The sequence below is a fragment of the Pseudomonas frederiksbergensis genome (genome assembly GCF_001952935.1).
GTDB classification, from domain to species: Bacteria; Pseudomonadota; Gammaproteobacteria; order Pseudomonadales; family Pseudomonadaceae; genus Aquipseudomonas; species Aquipseudomonas frederiksbergensis.
In genome coordinates, this window is record NZ_CP018319.1 from 3,861,951 (window position 1) to 3,879,319 (window position 17,369).

15 protein-coding genes are annotated in these 17,369 nt (G+C 58.3%); 8 read left to right on the top strand and 7 right to left on the bottom strand.

The features are described 5' to 3' along the window. Positions 1-93 precede the first annotated feature (93 nt). Positions 94-1,221, bottom strand: a complete 1,128-nt coding sequence (locus PFAS1_RS17980) for a branched-chain amino acid ABC transporter substrate-binding protein (RefSeq protein ID WP_074874154.1) — start codon at positions 1,219-1,221, stop codon at positions 94-96. A gap of 338 nt (positions 1,222-1,559) precedes the next feature. Between PFAS1_RS17980 and PFAS1_RS17985 the strand changes: the two genes are divergently transcribed. Continuing rightward, positions 1,560-1,865: a DUF2288 domain-containing protein gene (locus PFAS1_RS17985; RefSeq protein ID WP_076029990.1), complete on the top strand. Its 306-nt coding sequence runs from the start codon at positions 1,560-1,562 to the stop codon at positions 1,863-1,865. 291 nt (positions 1,866-2,156) lie between these two features. On the opposite strand, the gene PFAS1_RS17990 is transcribed toward PFAS1_RS17985, so the two are convergent. After that, positions 2,157-4,352 (bottom strand): hypothetical protein, encoded by a 2,196-nt coding sequence (locus PFAS1_RS17990; protein WP_074874160.1) that lies wholly within the window; start codon positions 4,350-4,352, stop codon positions 2,157-2,159. 195 nt (positions 4,353-4,547) lie between these two features. Here PFAS1_RS17990 and PFAS1_RS17995 point away from each other — a divergent pair, with 195 nt between their 5' ends. Beyond that, positions 4,548-5,444 (top strand): NAD(P)-dependent oxidoreductase, encoded by an 897-nt coding sequence (locus tag PFAS1_RS17995; protein WP_076029991.1) that lies wholly within the window; start codon positions 4,548-4,550, stop codon positions 5,442-5,444. Here PFAS1_RS17995 and PFAS1_RS18000 read toward each other — a convergent pair. After that, positions 5,335-7,617, bottom strand: a complete 2,283-nt coding sequence (locus PFAS1_RS18000; RefSeq protein WP_076029992.1) for a putative bifunctional diguanylate cyclase/phosphodiesterase — start codon at positions 7,615-7,617, stop codon at positions 5,335-5,337. The two genes, PFAS1_RS17995 and PFAS1_RS18000, sit on opposite strands and share 110 nt — an antisense overlap. A 290-nt stretch (positions 7,618-7,907) precedes the next feature. Here PFAS1_RS18000 and PFAS1_RS18005 point away from each other — a divergent pair, with 290 nt between their 5' ends. Continuing rightward, a complete protein-coding gene (locus PFAS1_RS18005; RefSeq protein WP_076029993.1) occupies positions 7,908-9,257 on the top strand; it encodes a spinster family MFS transporter in 1,350 nt (449 codons plus the stop codon). A gap of 181 nt (positions 9,258-9,438) precedes the next feature. On the opposite strand, the gene rapA is transcribed toward PFAS1_RS18005, so the two are convergent. Then, a complete protein-coding gene (gene rapA / locus PFAS1_RS18015) occupies positions 9,439-12,285 on the bottom strand; it encodes an RNA polymerase-associated protein RapA (RefSeq protein ID WP_076029995.1) in 2,847 nt (948 codons plus the stop codon). Positions 12,286-12,503: 218 nt separating this feature from the next. Here rapA and PFAS1_RS18020 point away from each other — a divergent pair, with 218 nt between their 5' ends. From PFAS1_RS18020 to ccoM, 3 genes are all read left to right on the top strand, one after another. Beyond that, the gene (locus PFAS1_RS18020) at positions 12,504-12,845 is read left to right on the top strand and encodes an aspartate-semialdehyde dehydrogenase (protein ID WP_076029996.1); all 342 of its coding nucleotides are present in this window, start codon (positions 12,504-12,506) and stop codon (positions 12,843-12,845) included. Positions 12,846-12,945: 100 nt separating this feature from the next. Next, the gene (locus PFAS1_RS29755; protein ID WP_095128014.1) at positions 12,946-13,107 is read left to right on the top strand and encodes a hypothetical protein; all 162 of its coding nucleotides are present in this window, start codon (positions 12,946-12,948) and stop codon (positions 13,105-13,107) included. A 144-nt stretch (positions 13,108-13,251) separates the two neighbouring features. Further along, positions 13,252-13,365: a cytochrome c oxidase subunit CcoM gene (ccoM, locus tag PFAS1_RS30230; protein WP_010462558.1), complete on the top strand. Its 114-nt coding sequence runs from the start codon at positions 13,252-13,254 to the stop codon at positions 13,363-13,365. 268 nt (positions 13,366-13,633) lie between these two features. On the opposite strand, the gene PFAS1_RS18025 is transcribed toward ccoM, so the two are convergent. From PFAS1_RS18025 to PFAS1_RS29545, 3 genes are all read right to left on the bottom strand, one after another. Further along, entirely contained in the window at positions 13,634-15,109 is a 1,476-nt protein-coding gene (locus PFAS1_RS18025) for an inorganic phosphate transporter (RefSeq protein ID WP_076029997.1), read from the bottom strand. Positions 15,110-15,485: 376 nt separating this feature from the next. Continuing rightward, entirely contained in the window at positions 15,486-15,686 is a 201-nt protein-coding gene (locus PFAS1_RS18030; protein ID WP_007935837.1) for a hypothetical protein, read from the bottom strand. After that, on the bottom strand, positions 15,683-15,862 hold the full coding sequence (locus PFAS1_RS29545) for a hypothetical protein (RefSeq protein ID WP_156886729.1): 180 nt from the start codon (positions 15,860-15,862) through the stop codon (positions 15,683-15,685). Before PFAS1_RS29545 ends, PFAS1_RS18030 begins: the two co-directional genes overlap by 4 nt. A gap of 51 nt (positions 15,863-15,913) precedes the next feature. On the opposite strand from PFAS1_RS29545, the gene PFAS1_RS29550 reads away from it, so the two are divergent. Then, positions 15,914-16,060: a hypothetical protein gene (locus PFAS1_RS29550; protein ID WP_156886730.1), complete on the top strand. Its 147-nt coding sequence runs from the start codon at positions 15,914-15,916 to the stop codon at positions 16,058-16,060. A 296-nt stretch (positions 16,061-16,356) separates the two neighbouring features. Then, complete coding sequence (gene pcaR, locus PFAS1_RS18035; protein WP_059407993.1) at positions 16,357-17,199, top strand: pca regulon transcriptional regulator PcaR; 843 nt, start codon at positions 16,357-16,359, stop codon at positions 17,197-17,199. The last annotated feature ends 170 nt before the right edge of the window (positions 17,200-17,369 follow it).

Below are 17,369 nucleotides of genomic sequence, written 5' to 3' on the forward strand. Positions count from 1 at the left end.
GACTGGCGGATCACGCCAGCGCGGCCCAATACGTTCGTAAAACAAAGCCCACGGCACGCCGTGGGCTTTGTTGGCAGTCAGTCAGGCAACGCCTTACTGAGGCTTGGCTTCAGTTTTAGGTTTGCCGAAGTGCCACTCGTAAACCACAAATTTGAAGTCTTTCAGGTCGCCCTTGTCGTCGAAGCTCAGGTCGCCAGTCGGCGTCTTGAAGGTGCCTGCGTGGATAGCTTCAGCCACTTTGGCAGTGTCTTCGCTCTTGGCTGCCTTGATACCGTCGGCAATCACGGTCACCGCCGAGTAGGACGGGAACACGAACGGACCGCTCGGGTCTTCTTTCTTGGCTTTGAACGCGTCAGCCAGGGCAATGTTGGCCGGATCCTGGTCAAAGGATTTCGGCAGGGTCACCAGCAGACCTTCGGAAGCGTCTTTGGCGATCTGCGAAATGGAGTCGTTACCCACGCCTTCCGGACCCATGAACTTGGCTTTCAGGCCTTTTTCCTGGGCTTGACGCAGGATCAGGCCCAGCTCCGGGTGGTAGCCGCCGTAGTAGACGAAGTCGACGTTGGCTTGCTTGAGCTTGGAGATCATCGAGGAGAAGTCTTTGTCGCCGGCGTTGATGCCTTCGAATACGGCAACCTTGACGTTTTTGCCTTCCAGGGTTTTCTTCACGGCGGTGGCGATGCCTTCACCGTATTGCTGTTTGTCGTGCAGGACAGCAACGATTTTCGGTTTTACGAAGTCGGCAATGTAGTTACCGGCGGCAGGGCCCTGGGCGCTGTCCAGACCGATGGTGCGGAACACCATTTTGTAACCACGGGAAGTGATGTCCGGGCTGGTGGCAGCCGGGGTGATCATGATCACGCCTTCGTCTTCGTAAATGTCCGAAGCCGGTTGAGTGGAGCTGGAGCACAGGTGACCGACCACGAACTTGACGCCGTCGTTGACGACTTTGTTCGCGACCGCTACCGCTTGTTTTGGATCACAGGCGTCATCGTATTCCACGGCTTCGAGTTTCTTGCCGTCTACGCCGCCTTTGGCGTTGATCTGTTCGATGGCCATTTTGGCGCCACTGAACTGCATGTCGCCGTATTGGGCTACAGGGCCGGTTTTAGGGCCGGCGATGCCGATCTTGATGGTGTCAGCTGCGAACGAATGGCTGGCAACCCCGGCCAGAACCATAGCGGCAAACAGTTTGGAAATCTGCTTAGTAGCCTTAGTCATAGTGCTCCACTCTTACTGTTGTAGTTTTTATAGTCCTGGCGCCGTAGCAGCAGAACCGGGTCAGATATCTTCGATATCCTCCGGAAAATGCCCCCGGCAACTGTACCGGTACAGTGTAGAGCGCCAATTGTTAGCCTGGGAAGCTGGCGCCAGGGGGCAAAACCAGAGGGTGTCGCTTTATTGAAAGAAAAAGACAGAATGGCGGCGGGGGTTATAGCTGAAATATCAGCAATCCTTGGCTTTCCTGCTGTTTTCAATCGGTAACTCAATTGCAGCCGGGTTTTTCTGCCAGAGCACCAACGTTATGATTACGTCGATTTCTTTTCCGGACAGGACCCATGACTCAAGAACCTAGCACCCTCTATGCCAAGCTGCTTGGTGAAACCGCATCTATTACCTGGAAGGAGCTGGAGCCGTTCTTCGCCAGGGGTGCCCTATTGTGGGTCGACCCCGGTCTGGATTTGATTGCTGCAGCGGAGGCAGTCGCGACCGACGAAGGCCAGAAAGTGGCTGCCTGGCTGGCCGCCGACAAGGTCGCCAAGCTGTCTGAAACGCGGGCGCTGGATCTTTTTGAACGTGATCCGCAGCTGTGGGCAGTGGTCGTTTCGCCGTGGATCCTGATCCAGGAAAGGGCGACGAGCTGAGAATTCGCACTCCATTGGTGCGCGACTTTGTCGGGCAAAAGTGTGTAGCCGAGTAGCGTGATGGCATGTTGCCGTAGAGAAAGGCCACAGGCGGGCCAGCATCACGGTGACGTAAACGTAACGGGAACAGTTTATCGAGCAGCCGATTGGCTGCTTAATTGTTTCTGGATGTGATCGTTCCCACGCTCTGCGTGGGAATGCAGCCCGGGACGCTCTGCGTTCCAAAGCGGACGCAGAGCGTCCATTGAGGCATTCCCACGCAGAGCGTGGGAACGATCGACAGTAGGTGAGTTAAGCCGTCTTGCCAGTATGGTTATTCAGCGAAATAACCTTGGTCTTGCCAATCCGGTGACGATAAATCTCGCGCAAGTACTTGATCGACTTCTTCACGCAGTCCCGGGACAGGCGAATGTCATTGATCGAGACGAACTTGTCTTTGTCGTTGATCAGCTCGCGGTACTTCTTCTCGTACATCGGTTTGATCGCGTACCAGTTGGTGTCGAGGATCTTCGCCGGGTTCTCGAACTCATTGAGCAGCTCGTCAATCCGGTCTTCGTCGAACTCTTCATTAATGATGAAGTCGAGGATCGAGTTATCCAGCGTCTCGTCAAAGCGGTACGGGTTTTTCGCGAAGCAACGTTTGATGAAGGCCACGATCAGCGTCAGGAAGTCGTCCGACAGGCACGGGCTCTTGGCGATCAACGTGGTCAGCGACAGGTTGGCCGAGGCGCCGATGACCAATGCATAGCGCTTGAGCGTGGTGTTCGGGAACAGGCTGTTGAGGTGGGTCTTCAACCGGTTCAGGTCCATGTAGGACAGCTTGTAGTCTTTGGGCAACGAAACAATCGAGACCACCGAAGAGCAGTTCTTGAAGAAGTGCAGGTCGTGCAACGCGGCCGCGTCATAGCCCGAATTCTTGTACTGCTCCAGCGAGGCGCGATAGCGCTTGGATTCGATCGGCAACAAGCTGATGCCTTCGATCGCCTGGGTCACTTTGTTGAAGTGCGGCAAGTCGATGGAGCGGAAGAACAGGTCGTCGATGTTCAGGCGCTGCGGTTCTTTCTCGAACACCTTGAACTTGTCGTTGCTCGGCGGCGGAGTTTCCGGCACCACGGACTCGGCGTAGGCAATGGCTACAGGGCCGGCCAGGCTCATGAACAGGTCGTTGGCGTCGAGGCGAATGGTTTCGCCAATGTCGATGCCGGCCCGACGGAAATAGTTCTGGTCGTAGTCGGTAGTAACCGCCTGCGCCGTCAGAATGTTGAAGATCTGCTGTGAGATGTATTGGTTTGCGTGTTTTTCCATCGCGTTGACGTCGATGTTCTGAATGTTGCCGTCATCGCTTTCTTCGGCATAACGCATGATGTCGTTGGAAATCAGCATCATCGCGTTCCATGGGCGGATACGGCCCATGACACTGGCTTCGCTGCTGTCTTCGTTGGCGAAGTTGTAGGAGAAGTCCCATTCTTCCGACAGGTATTTGCACAGCAGGCGACCGGCGTTGATGTGCAGCGCCTCGGACATTTCGCTGCGGTGATCGGAAATGTTCGGCAACACGCAAATGCCGCTGGTGAAGATCGGCTCGAAGACGAAGGAGTGGCCGCTCTTGCTGTCGTGCTCGTCCATCGGCTTGGTGTCGAACGTCTTGTTCATGTACGAGTGCTGCTGGGCCAGGCCGAACTCCGAGGCCATGCCCGAACCGGTACCGCCGCCGGCACTGAAGATCGAGAAGTACAGGCGCGACTGGTTGGCCTTGATCCCGCAGCTGTCGATCAGGTAGGAGTGGATCATCTTCCAGTCAGGGCTGGAGAAACGCTGGGTGTCCTTGTTAAGGATGATCTTGGCCAGGTATTGACCGAGGATCGGCGCGTTACCGGCGCCACCGGCGTGGACTTCCGACAAGTCCATGATTTTCATTTTGCTGTAGTCGCGCAGGAAACCGCTTTTTTCGCCCTTGCGCGAGAAACGGATGCGGCCGGCGATGTCCTTGTCCAAATCGCCGAGCATCACCAACGGTTCGACCAGGAACACCGGTTTGCTGGCCTTGTTCGACCCCAGGCGCAGGTTGTTACGAATCCATTGCGCCGGGCTGTAGCCTTTTTCGGCGAAGCGTTTGTCCGGCGACAGGCGATCTTCGTTGTTGAATTCGTTGAGGTAGAACTTGCGGGCGTTGTACACCAGTTCCGCCACGTCCAGCGCGATGTTCGAACCACAGCGACCGAGGCCGATCAGGCACACCGACGGGAATTCCTGATCGCTGTGATGTTCGCTGTCGCCTTCCAGATGCGGCGGGCGCGGGAACACCATGTCGCGCAGACCATCGAGATTATCGAGGATGCGGTCGGTATTGGTTTCGGTGAAGTACAGGTATTGCTGAGTCGCCAACGGGCGCGATGGCGTCAATGGCTTTGACGGTGCGGGGCTGTTTGCCGCCGGGCTCAGCGTCAGATCGGATATCGCAGCGGCCGGATTGTTTTTAGAAGTCATTGTGCGCCATGTGCCTGGACTGGTTGGTTGGGCGACAAGCTGTCGTCGAACCATCACGGATGGGGTCTCGCGTTTTTTCAGCGCGTATTTGGCCCAAGCATCAGGGCCTTGGCCTGAGCATCGCTCGGGGGAATCCTTTCCTAAGTCATGATGAATCGGCCAATATTCGATGATCTTTAATCAAAAGGAGGCCAAATGATGGCAACGTTACCTTCGCTCGGATTTGCCGGAATCGGCTTGATGGGGTTGCCAATGTGTCGGCGCCTTCTGGCAGCGGGGTATCCGCTGACGGTGTGGAACCGCAATCCAGCCAAGTGCGTGCCGCTGGTCGAGGCCGGTGCACGACAGGTCGCCTCGCCGGCAGAGCTGTGTCAACACGCCGACGTGGTGATGTTGTGCCTGGCGGACACGTCGGTGGTTCGTGAGGTGGTGTTTGGCGCGGCAGGGATTGCGCAAGGTGCGAAAAGCGGTCATTTGCTGGTGGATTTTTCCAGCCTGGAACCTGCCGCGACGCGGGAAATGGCGACAGCGCTGGTCGGCCAAACCGGCATGAGCTGGCTGGATGCACCCGTGTCCGGTGGAGTGGTCGGTGCCGAGGCCGGCAGCCTGGCGATCATGGTGGGCGGTGAAACGGCGGACCTTGAGCGCGTCAGGCCTGTGCTGTCGAGCCTTGGCCAGCGCGTGACCCACATGGGCGCCGTCGGAGCGGGGCAGGTGACCAAGGCGTGCAATCAGATGATCGTCGCCTGCAACGCGCTGGTAATCGCTGAAGTCGTGGCGTTGGCCGAACGTTCCGGGGTTCGGGCCGGTCTGATCGCCGAAGCCCTGGCAGGCGGGTTTGCCGATTCAAAGCCCTTGCAGATCCTCGGCCCGCAAATGGCCGAAAGCCGTTTCGAACCGGTGAAATGGCATGTGCGCACGCTGCTCAAGGACCTCGATACCGCGGTGAAGTTTTCCCGGGAGCAAGGCTCGGCCACGCCGATCAGTGGATTGGCCGCACAATTGATGCGACTGCATGGGGGCCAGGGATTCCTGGAAAAAGATCCGTCGACGCTTGTGCAGTTGTACCGCGAGCCAGACTCAAAGGGCTGACCGTGTGCGAGTGCTTGCGCTGGTTGATTTCGCTCAGTACGGGACGCAACTGCGCCAGCGGTACCGGACGACTGAGCAGGTAGCCCTGCACGAAGTCGCAGCCGTTACGTACCAGAAACTCGTATTGCTCAATGGTTTCGACGCCTTCGGTCACCACCTGCAAATGCAGCGTGTGGGCCATGACGATGATCGCTTGCACGATTTCCATGTCCTGGGTGGCCTTGGGTATGTCCTGGATGAACGAACGGTCGATCTTCAGCGTGTTGAGTGGCAGCCGTTTGAGATAGGCCAGTGATGAATAACCGGTGCCGAAGTCATCAATCGACAGCGACACGCCGAGGGCACGAATCTGACGCAGCAACACCAGCGTATCGGCGATGTTGCCCATCAGCGCATTTTCCGTCACTTCCAGTTCCAGCCGCTGCGGCGCCACTCCGGAGACCCGCAGCGCGTGTTCGATTTCATTGGCCAATTCTTCGCGCGCCAGGTTCAGGGGCGAGCAATTCACGGCGATATGGAGTTCTTCGCAACCCTGAAGCGACAACTCGCCCAGATCCTCACAGGCCTTGCGCAGGACCCAGTTGTCCAGTTCGGCGATCAGGCCGTTGGCCTCGGCGATGGCAATGAACCGGTCCGGCGTCAGCAGTCCGTGAACCGGATGTTGCCAGCGGATCAGCGCTTCAAGCTTGCTGACCTGAGCATTTTTCAGGTCGTAGATCGGTTGGTAATAGAGCATCAGGCCGGTGTTTTCGCGCAGGGCGTGGCGCAGCTCTTCTTCCAGTTGCAGTTCCAGCGTCGCGCGGGTTTTCAGGTTTTCGCTGAAGAAATTCAGGCCATTGCGCCCGCTGTCCTTGGACTGATACAGCGCCAGGTCCGCGTTTTTCAGCAACTCTTCGCAAGTCTTGCCATCTTCCGGAAACACGCTGATGCCAATACTGGTGGTCATGACCATGCGCCGCCCGGACAGCTCGATGGGTTCCTTCATTTTCGCCATGATGCGCTGGGCCATGTGCCGTGCTTCTTCACGATCATGCAGGCCGATGAGGATGCAAAACTCGTCGCCTCCAAAGCGCGCGACTACATCATCGTGGCTGCGCACTGAAACCTTTATGTGGTTGGCCAGGACTTTGAGCAATTCGTCCCCGGCGTCATGGCCCAGGCTGTCGTTGATTCGCTTGAAGTGGTCGATGTCCAGAAACATGACCGCCAGCATGCCGCCTTCATTGGTTTTTTCCATCAGCTTCTCAGCGAAGATCTGATTGAAACCACGGCGGTTGATCAGGTTGGTCAGAGCGTCATAGTGCGCCACCTGTTGTAACGACATCCGCGCCTGGTCCAGTTGACTGAGCAGGGCGTTGACCCGTTGCAGATCGCGCTCCTTGTTTTGCAGCTTCTTGTCCGCCAGCGCCGCGCTGATGCTGCTGCCGATGATCAGCAGCGTCATGACCGCCACCGTCAGACCCAGTTGCAGATGATTGTTTGCGCCGGGCAGCGGCTGGAGGCTGTCGGCGGGCAGCACCAGATTGAAGGCGGCCATGGCGGTGAAGTGCATGCTGATGATGCCTGCGCCGAGCACCAGGCTGGCGCTGTATTTGAGCAGTTGATGGAACAGTCCGGTGCTGTCGCGCAGATGACTTGATATCAGCAGGGCTGCAAGGCTGGCTCCGATGGCGAACACAATGGAGAGGGCGAACAGCGTGGGTTGGTAATAGGCCATCGCACTCGAATGCATGGCGGTCATGCCCACGTAATGCATGGTGGCGATGCCCAGGCCAATGCAGATCGAAGCCTGGAGATATTGCCAAAAACTCAGGCGTGGGTGACTGAGGGCATGGATGGCCAGCCCCGAGGTGAGCAGGGCGATCAACAGGGAAAGGAACGTGGAGGGTAATTCATATTGAATGTCGATTGGCGCCTGAAACGCCAGCATGCCGATAAAGTGCATGGCCCAGGTCCCGCCCGCCAGGCAACCGGCACCGACCCAGCGCCAGAGCCGCAGCGAGGCGGGTTTTTCCGCGTGACCGACCCGTTCGGCCATGTCTAATGTGGCAAAGCTGCCGACACAGGCGACCAGATAGGCCAGCAGTACCAGAATAGGGTCAAGTGTGCCGTTGAGTATTACCTGGCCGCTCTCCGTCAGCTCGGTAATGAAATGCAAACCAAGCCACTCCATAGCATGCCCCGTCAATGTCATCCTAGCTTACGCCATGAACGCTGGCGAATGCTTTGGAGTATAGAAGGCATGTTTAGAGTGCAAACGATAGTGGCAAATTGGCCCTAACCATTTTGGAATGAGCTTTAGAACGTTTGGACATAAATGGTGGATCAGCTGCGACATCTTCCATGGGCGGATATCAGCTTTACAAATAATGACAGACAGCTCTCGCGGGCCTGACTAGATTGCAGGTTCCGGGCTCGGATGCGCTGACAGAGAAGCCCCAATAACAATAAAGAGACGGACCCATGCAGAACTCGACCCAAGCGGCGAATGCCTGGCGCATTCTGTTCCTGCTGTTCCTGGCCAACCTGTTCAACTTCTTCGATCGCACCATTCCGGCCATCATCATCGAACCGATCCGCATGGAATGGCACCTCAGCGACTTTCAGCTGGGGATCATCGGCACCGCATTCACTCTCGTATACGCGATTGCCGGCTTGCCTCTGGGACGGATGGCCGATACCGGTTCACGCAGCAAATTGATGGGCTGGGGCCTGGCGGCGTGGAGCGGGCTGACGGCGGTCAACGGACTGGTGGGGAGTTTCTGGGCTTTCCTGATCGTGCGCATGGGCGTCGGCATCGGTGAAGCCAGTTATGCACCGGCCGCCAATTCCTTGATCGGCGACCTGTTCCCGGCCCACCGTCGGGCGCGGGCGATGGGCATTTTCATGCTCGGCTTGCCGCTGGGGTTGCTGCTGGCGTTCTTCACCATCGGCGCGATGGTCAAGGCCTTCGACAGCTGGCGCGCGCCGTTCTTTATCGCGGCAGTGCCGGGGCTGATCCTGGCGATCTTCATGTTCTACATCAAAGAACCGAAGCGCGGCGCCGCGGAGAGCGTAAAAGTCTCGCAGGAGCGCGTAGACCGGCCGATCCGTCGGGTGCTGGCGGTGCCGACTTTCCTGTGGCTGGTAATGGCGGGGCTGTGCTTCAACTTCGCCACGTATGCCTGCAACTCGTTTCTGGTGCCGATGCTGCAGCGCTATTTCCTGATGCCGTTACAGGAAGCGGCCGTGGCGACCGGGGTGATCGTCGGCGTGACCGGGTTGTTCGGCCTGACACTGGGCGGTTGGGTGGCGGACAAGATTCACCAGCGGGTGGCCAATGGGCGACTGCTGTTTGCCGCGTTCAGCTTGATCATCTCGACGGTGTGCACGGCTTGGGCGCTGCATTCCGGGCGAATCGAGATCGGCGTGTTTGTGGCGGTGTTCAGTGTGGGCTGGTTGTTTGCCTACAACTTCTACACCTGCGTTTACACCGCCATTCAGGACGTCGTCGAGCCGCGCTTGCGGGCTACGGCCATGGCGCTGTTTTTTGCCGGGTTGTATTTGCTGGGTGGTGGTTTGGGGCCGGTGGTGGTGGGCGCGTTGTCCGACCACTTTGCGCAGACGGCGATGCTCTCGGCCGGTGCTGATCAGATGACCGAGGCGTTCAAGGCTGTCGGCTTGCATGACGCGATGTATTTGATCCCGGTGGCACTGTTTTTCACCATGGTGTTCCTGTTCCTGGCTTCGCGGTGTTTTGTGCGCGATGCCAAGCGGATGAAGGAAGGATTGGTGGCGGTGGTTGAGCCTGCGGGGTCTGCGGTCACGGCGTAATGATCGTTCCCACGCTCCGCGTGGGAATGCCTCAAGGGACGCTCCGCGTTCCAGCTCTCGAAAGGGACGCAGAGCGTCCCGGGCTGCATTCCCACGCAGAGCGTGGGAACGATCAGAAGAACCAAAAAAAGGCCCGCATTGCTGCGGGCCTTCTTTGTTTTAACGGGGCAGAGCAGGGGACTTAGCCCGCCACCAACACCCGAATCGCTTCCAGTCGCAGCGCCGCTTTGTCGAGCATGGCCAGGCCTTGCTCGCGTTGCTTGCGCAAGGCGACCAGTTCGCTGTCGCGCACCGTCGGGTTGACCGCTTGCAACGCGGTCAGGCGCGCCAGTTCTTCGTCGGTGTCGGCGGCCAGGCGACGCTGTGCCTCAGCCACGCGCTCGGCGTGACGCGGGAAGATCTTCTCTTCGCCGGCGTTGATCCGTGGCGTCAGCTGATCGCGCTGGGCCTGGATGAACTTGTTGGCGCTGGCACGCGGCACGCTTTCCAGCTGATCGTTTAGGGTTTCGAACGACACCCGGGCCGACAGGTCGTTGCCATTGGCATCGAGCAGGCAACGCAGGGCGGCCGGCGGCAGGTAACGGCCCAGTTGCAGCGAGCGCGGCGCAACCACTTCGCTGACGTAGAGCAGTTCGAGCAATACGGTGCCAGGCTTCAGCGCCTTGTTCTTGATCAGTGCCACGGCGGTATTGCCCATGGAACCGGACAAGACCAGGTCCATGCCGCCCTGAACCATCGGGTGTTCCCAGGTAATGAACTGCATGTCTTCGCGAGACAGCGCCTGATTGCGGTCGTACGTGATGGTCACGCCTTCGTCGTCGCCCAGCGGGAAGCTGGCGTCGAGCATTTTTTCGCTCGGCTTGAGGATCAGCGCGTTTTCCGAATGGTCTTCGCTGTCGATTCCGAAGGCGTCGAACAGGGTTTCCATGTAGATCGGCAGGGCGAACTGGTCGTCTTGCTCAAGGATGTCCTCGACCAGTGCATCACCTTCGCCAGCACCGCCGGAATTGAGTTCCAGCAAGCGGTCACGGCCGGTGTGCAGCTCGGCTTCCATGCGCTCGCGCTCGGCGCGGGCTTCGTCGATCAGCGCTTGCCACTCGCCGTCGTCGGCATTTTCCAGCAGCGGCAGCAGGCGCGGGCCGAACTGATGCTGCAGGGCGTTGCCGGTCGGGCAGGTATTGAGGAACGCGTTCAGCGCTTCGTGGTACCACTGGAACAGGCGCTGTTGCGGGCTGGTTTCCAGATACGGCACGTGCAGTTCGATGATGTGCTTCTGGCCGATCCGGTCCAGACGACCGATACGCTGCTCCAGCAGGTCCGGGTGCGAAGGCAGATCGAACAGCACCAAGTGGTGCGAAAACTGGAAGTTACGACCTTCACTGCCGATTTCCGAGCAGATCAGCACTTGCGCGCCAAATTCTTCGTCGGCGAAGTAGGCGGCGGCGCGGTCACGCTCGAGGATGTTCATGCCTTCGTGGAAGACCGTGGCCGGGATGCCGGAGCGCACGCGCAGGGCGTCTTCCAGGTCCATGGCGGTTTCGGCGTGGGCGCAGATCACCAGCACTTTGGTGCGCTTGAGCATCTTCAGTGTGTCGATCAGCCATTCGACGCGCGGGTCGAATTTCCACCAGCGTTCTTCTTCATTGGCGTCCGGCTGGGCCTGGAAACTGACTTCCGGGTACAGCTCGGCGTGATCGCCCAGCGGCAGTTCGAGGTATTCGTCAGGGCAAGGCAGCGGATACGGATGCAGCTTGCGCTCCGGGAATCCCTGCACGGCGGCGCGGGTGTTGCGGAACAGCACACGGCCGGTGCCGTGGCGGTCGAGCAGTTCGCGGACCAGACGGGCGCTGGCTTCGATGTCGCCATCGTTGACGGCGGTCAGCAGCGCTTCGCCTTCGTTGCCGAGGAAACCGTGAATGGTCTTGTGCGCTTCAGGCGACAGGCGGCCCTTGTCCAGCAGCTCCTGAACGGCTTCGGCCACTGGGCGATAGTTTTCGCTCTCGGCGCGGAAGGCGTGCAAGTCATGGAAACGGTTCGGATCGAGCAGGCGCAGACGCGCAAAGTGGCTGTCCTGACCCAGTTGTTCCGGGGTCGCAGTCAACAGCAGGACGCCGGGAATGACTTCGGCCAGTTGTTCAACCAGCGAGTATTCAGGGCTGGCCTTGTCTTCATGCCAGACCAGGTGGTGCGCTTCGTCGACGACCATCAGGTCCCAACCGGCGGCGAACAGCGCGTCCTGGGCCTTCTCGTCTTCCACCAGCCATTCGAGTGCAACCAGCGCGAGTTGGGTGTCTTCGAATGGGTTGGCGGCATCGCTTTCGATGAAGCGTTCTTCGTCGAACAGCGCAACTTGCAGGTTGAAGCGGCGGCGCATCTCGACCAGCCACTGGTGCTGCAGGTTCTCCGGAACCAGGATCAGCACGCGGTTGGCGCGGCCCGAGAGCAGTTGGCGATGGATCACCAGACCGGCTTCGATGGTTTTACCCAGGCCCACTTCGTCTGCCAGCAAAACCCGCGGTGCAATGCGGTCGGCGACTTCACGGGCGATGTGCAGCTGGTGCGCGATGGGTTGCGCACGCACGCCACCGAGGCCCCAAAGCGCGGACTGCAATTGGCGGCTGGTGTGTTCCAGGGTGTTGTATCGCAGGGAGAACCAGGCCAGCGGGTCGATCTGCCCGGCGAACAAACGATCGCTGGCCAGACGGAACTGGATGAAGTTCGACAGTTGGGTTTCCGGCAGGGTAACCACTTCGTTGTGCCCGTTGAGGCCGTGGTAAACCAGCAGGCCGTCGACGTCGTCGACTTCTTGTACGGTCAGTTTCCAGCCTTCGAAGTGAGTGATCGAGTCACCCGGCGAAAACCGCACGCGGGTGAGGGGCGCATTCCGTAGCGCGTACTGGCGAGTCTCGCCAGTGGCCGGGTAGAGCACGGTCAACAAGCGGCCGTCCTGTGCCAGAACGGTGCCTAAACCCAGCTCGGCTTCGCTGTCACTGATCCAGCGTTGCCCCGGTTGATACTGCTGCGCCATGCTGCCTGACTCCCACCTTGAAAAAGCGGGCTATCTTAACGGAATGAGGGCTTCAGGGCCAAAGGACTCTCATAAAAACTCGCAGTCTTACGTTAGTCCAACGATGCAACGCTTGCAGGTCGGGGCACCTATTCGTGCCAAACGGGTCACAGTTTGCGACCGATGGCTCAAGTCGCCATCCCCGCAGCCGACAGCCTGCTGACAGGAGACTAATAATTATGCTGCCACCGATACTCCCCTTGAGTGCCGTGCCAATCACCTCACAGCAGGATCCGATTCGCCAACGGCCGGATATTCCACCCGTGGTGCCGGTGCAAGAAAGCTCCAACGAAAGCACCATCGACCTGCAACAGCGCGATCCGCAGGAGGCGGCGTTTCAGCTGCGCGAGGAACAGCGCCGCAAGCAGGAACAACAAAAGCGTCGCCGTGAAGCCGATGAAGATCCTGAAGAGCACCTGGCGATTCCCGGTGATGAGCTCAACGCCGACAATACCGTGCCGGTGGCGCCATTGATGGAAGATCAGCCACGGCAGGGGTTGTGGGTCGATATCCAGATTTGAGCTCACGGCTGGTCAGCGCTGCCATCAGACCGCATTATTGGCACATCCCTGCCTGCACATACGGCAACTGAATTTCATTCCAAGCGATGCACTGAACACCATGAGCCAAGACGACAAGCTGATCGACCTCAACGCCGAACGCGCCAAGCGGGTTCATGACCTTAATGAAAAGCGCCTGAACGAAGTGCGCCAGGCATTCGAGCACGCCATGCCGTTGGGTAAAGCGAAGAAAAAGCCGAAGAACAAACCGAAAAAGCGTTGAAACACCCTGCATTGATTGATGCAGGTCAGTTATTTCCCCTCCTTTACGCCCAGTCTCGGGCGACATTGATCCCGGTCAATTTCTTCTCCTGCCTGATTGGTTAACTTAGCCCCATCGCAACAAGGCAATTGCAGGAGGCCAGTCATGTTTTTCGACAACGTGGTGATCGCCGGAGTGCTGACAGTCGGCCTCATGGTTCTGTTTTTTGCAGGGTTTGGATTTTTTATCTGGAAGGATTCGCATAAGCGCAAGCCGTAGATCTTTCTGGAAGCAATGAGCACGCAAGGCATTTTGGGCAACTTCGGTTGCCCTTTTTTTTGTCTGCGATTTATTGATCGTTCCCATGCTCTGCGTGGGAATGCAGCCCGGGACGCTCCGCGTCCCTTTCGAGAGCTGGAACGCGGAGCGTCCCTTGAGGCATTCCCACGCAGAGCGTGGGAACGATCTATGTGGTGTTTTGAGTTTCCGGCGGGCAATAAAAAGGCGCGAACCTCACGGAACGCGCCTTTTTCGTTGCAGCGATGTATCAGCTGCCCAGTGCCTTCGACGCCAGCCAGAACAGGCCGGCCGACAGGGTCACTGTGGCTGGCAGGGTCAGGACCCAGGCCAGCAGGATGGTTTTGACGGTGCCACCTTGCAGGCCGCTTTTATTGGCGACCATGGTGCCGGCCACGCCCGAGGACAGCACGTGGGTGGTGGAAACCGGCAGGCTGAAGATGTTCGCCATGCCGATCAGGCTCGCGGTCGTGATCTGTGCCGACATGCCTTGGGAGTAAGTCATGCCCTGCTTGCCGATCTTCTCGCCGATGGTCAGCACCACGCGCTTCCAGCCCACCATGGTACCCAGGCCGAGGGCCAGGGCGACTGCCAGGATCACCCAGAACGGAGCGTATTCGGTGGTAGTGGTCAGGTCTTTGCGCAGCTTGTCCAGGTCAGCCTTTTCACGGGCAGCGAGACCAGGCAGCTTGCTGACTTTCTTCGCCGTGTCGTCCAGGCAGAGCAGGTAGCGACGCACTTCGATGCGGCTTTCCGACGGCAGCGAGTGGTAGTCCGCTACACCTTTAAGGGTGCCGAGCAGGGCGGTAATGGTCGGTTCGGTCTGTTGCGGGTTGCAACGGAATTTCTCCGGCAGATCGCCTTCCACGCTTTTGCCCAGGGCCAGGAACTCACCCAGCGTATCGGCATTGCGCTTGTAGAACTGGCTCAGGTGCAGGGTCGCGTCGCGAGTCCGTTCGATCTGGTAAGTCGTGCTGCCCAGGTCGAGTACGAACTGTGCCGGCACGATACCGATCAGCACCAGCATGATCAGGCCGATACCTTTCTGGCCATCGTTGGAACCGTGCACGAAGCTCACGGCCATGGCCGAGATAACCAGTACCAGGCGGTTCCAGAACGGCGGGTGTTTCTTGTCATCGATCTTGCGGCGCTGCTCCGGTGTCTTGTGCATCTTCGACAGCGGACGCCACCATTTAAGGCCGATCAATATCAGAGCTGCGACCAGGAAGCCCGCCATTGGCGAGAATACCAGGGACGCTCCGATATCAATTGCCTTCTGCCAGTTCACGCCATCAGCCAACGGAATCTCGTTGATCAAGGCGTTGGCAAGGCCGACACCGAGGATCGACCCGATCAGCGTATGGGAGCTGGAAGCCGGGATACCGAAGTACCAGGTGCCCAGGTTCCAGGTGATAGCGGCGGCGAGCAGCGAGAACACCATGGCCAGCCCGTGACCGGTGTTCACATTGATCAGCAGTTCTACCGGTAGCAGGTGGACGATGGCATACGCCACGCCGACACCGCCCAGCAGCACGCCGAGAAAGTTGAACACACCGGAAAAGAACACCGCCAGATGGGGCGGCATGGCTTTGGTGTAGATAACAGTGGCCACCGCGTTAGCGGTGTCATGAAAGCCGTTGATGAACTCGAAGGCGAGGACAAAGGCCAGGGCGAGCAAGAGGCTCACAAGCACCCAAGCATCTAGTCCGCTGAATAAATCGATCATGAAGGTTTTCTGACCCGGTCGTAAGGGGGCGCGATTATGCCAGAAAAGACTGCTAATCGATGCACTAGGTGCTCATCGGTAACATTCTTCAACGAATTAATTTGCGGCAACAGCCCAAGCCCCAGGTTTTTACTGGGTTTTGCAAGTCATTGAATTTCTTTGAAAAGACCGCAGCCACACGGCGTTCTCTCGTAAGAGCACGAGGTTTTAACGCTTGTGTGAAATTTCTGAAAAGAGGGCCAGACATGCGCCATTTACCTCATCCGGTGGGTGAGGTGGCCGCTGCCCGCTGGTAGCGGGCGCGAAAGGCGTCATCGATACATCCCGCTTTTAACGGGTGCAGATGCAGACCCTTGTAAGGATTCAGGCCGAGGGCTCATGGCTCCTCGGCTTTGAGTTCCTTTTCCATTTTCTGCAATTCTTGAGTGAAAGCCTGATCCTGAACGGTGGCGCGTTTACGCCAGGGTTTGCGTTCCGGTTCGGGCTGAGCGGCGTAGGTGGTGACTTCCCCGCCGTAAACTTCCTTGTAACGTTGTTCCTGGCGCTCAAGTTCCGCGCGCAGTTCGTCTTTCGTCACAGTGCTACCTGATTGAGTTGAGATAAATTCTGGTGAAACGACTGCATCAAATGTATTTGATCACGCTCGTCGAATGGAACAAGGCCCGTGAAGGCATCATTTTTTACGGCGTTGCGATCAATTACTTCCATGTTGCAGGCGGCCACGGCACCAGAGATAAACAGCTGACGTAGCATCAGTTTCCTGTTTCAGCGAACACCTGGCGACGCATTTGAAATGAGTATCAGGTGGTTGCTGAGGGCAACGGCGATGGAACATCGCGCTACCGGGTGGCGGAATCGGCAAGTAAAAACCGGTTACCACTGAATTTCATTATAGCGGTCGATCTGAAGAACACTATCGCCAAGGAGTTAAAAGTAGGTCTTGATGTGTGATTGTTTTGTTACTCACAACTTTATGCGGCTAACTAGGTGGCTCTGCCGCCCGGCGTTACAGTGATGTCTTTTCTGGCGCCATGAAGTCGAACAAGTTAGGACAATTACATCGACCCTTTTAGTCAGCGTCACAGCCAGTGTAAAAACAGGTGCAAGCCCGTTCACTATTCGGGCTGATCCGATTGCGATTATCGGTCGACGGTTCGATAATCGAACAGTCTTGCCTGTCCGGGGTTGTGTGAGGGACCGGCTGCCGCTTGTAATAGCCGCTGAACCGTGTGGGAAAAGGACCTTATATGAACGATCAAATGCGCAATTCCTTCGCTTCAGTGGCGCCGCCGATCGTTGCCTCGCCCGCCAAGCGGATCCAGGCACTGACCGGCGACCCGGATTTCATGACATCCCTGGCTCGAGGCCTGGCCGTGGTGCAAGCGTTCCAGGAGCGTAAACGTCACCTCACCATCGCCCAGATCAGCCACCGTACGGAAATTCCCCGCGCCGCTGTGCGACGTTGCCTACACACGCTGATCAAACTCGGCTACGCCACCACCGACGGTCGAACCTATTCGCTGCTGCCTAAAGTGCTGACCCTTGGCCATGCCTACGTGTCCTCGACGCCCTTGGCGGTTTCCGCACAGCCCTATCTGGACCGCATGAGCGAACAACTTCATGAAGCCTGCAACATGGCCACTCTGGAAGGCGATGACATCTTGTACATCGCTCGTTCGGCCACCACCCAGCGACTGATTTCCGTCGATCTGTCGGTCGGTGGACGACTGCCTGCCTATTGCACTTCGATGGGTCGGATTCTTCTCGCGGCGCTGGACGATACATCACTGGGCGAGTACCTCGACCATGCCGAGCTGCAAGCCAAGACCAGCCGAACCTTGCACACCCCCGAGGCGTTGCTCGAATGCCTGCAAGAGGTGCGGCAGCAAGGCTGGTGCATCGTCGATCAGGAACTGGAACAAGGTTTGCGCTCGATTGCCGTTCCGGTGTACGACGCTTCCGGCCAAGTGGTCGCGGCGCTCAATGTCAGTACCCACGCCGGCCGAGTCAGCCGCAATGAGCTGGAACAACGTTTCCTGCCCGGCCTTCTAAGCGCGAGCCGCGACCTCAGCGCGCAACTCTTTGCCTAAGCTGTTCGATAAACGCACAGAGTCGCGTTTATCGAATTGACGCTCTTTCCCTTGGCTCATTAATGTCGCGGCAGCGTCATCCGGCGCTGCTGTTCTCGCTCCATTGCCGAGCGAGGCCCCCAATAATAATGAGAAGAGGCACCTCCCATGCGTACGTTTCCCGACTGTCG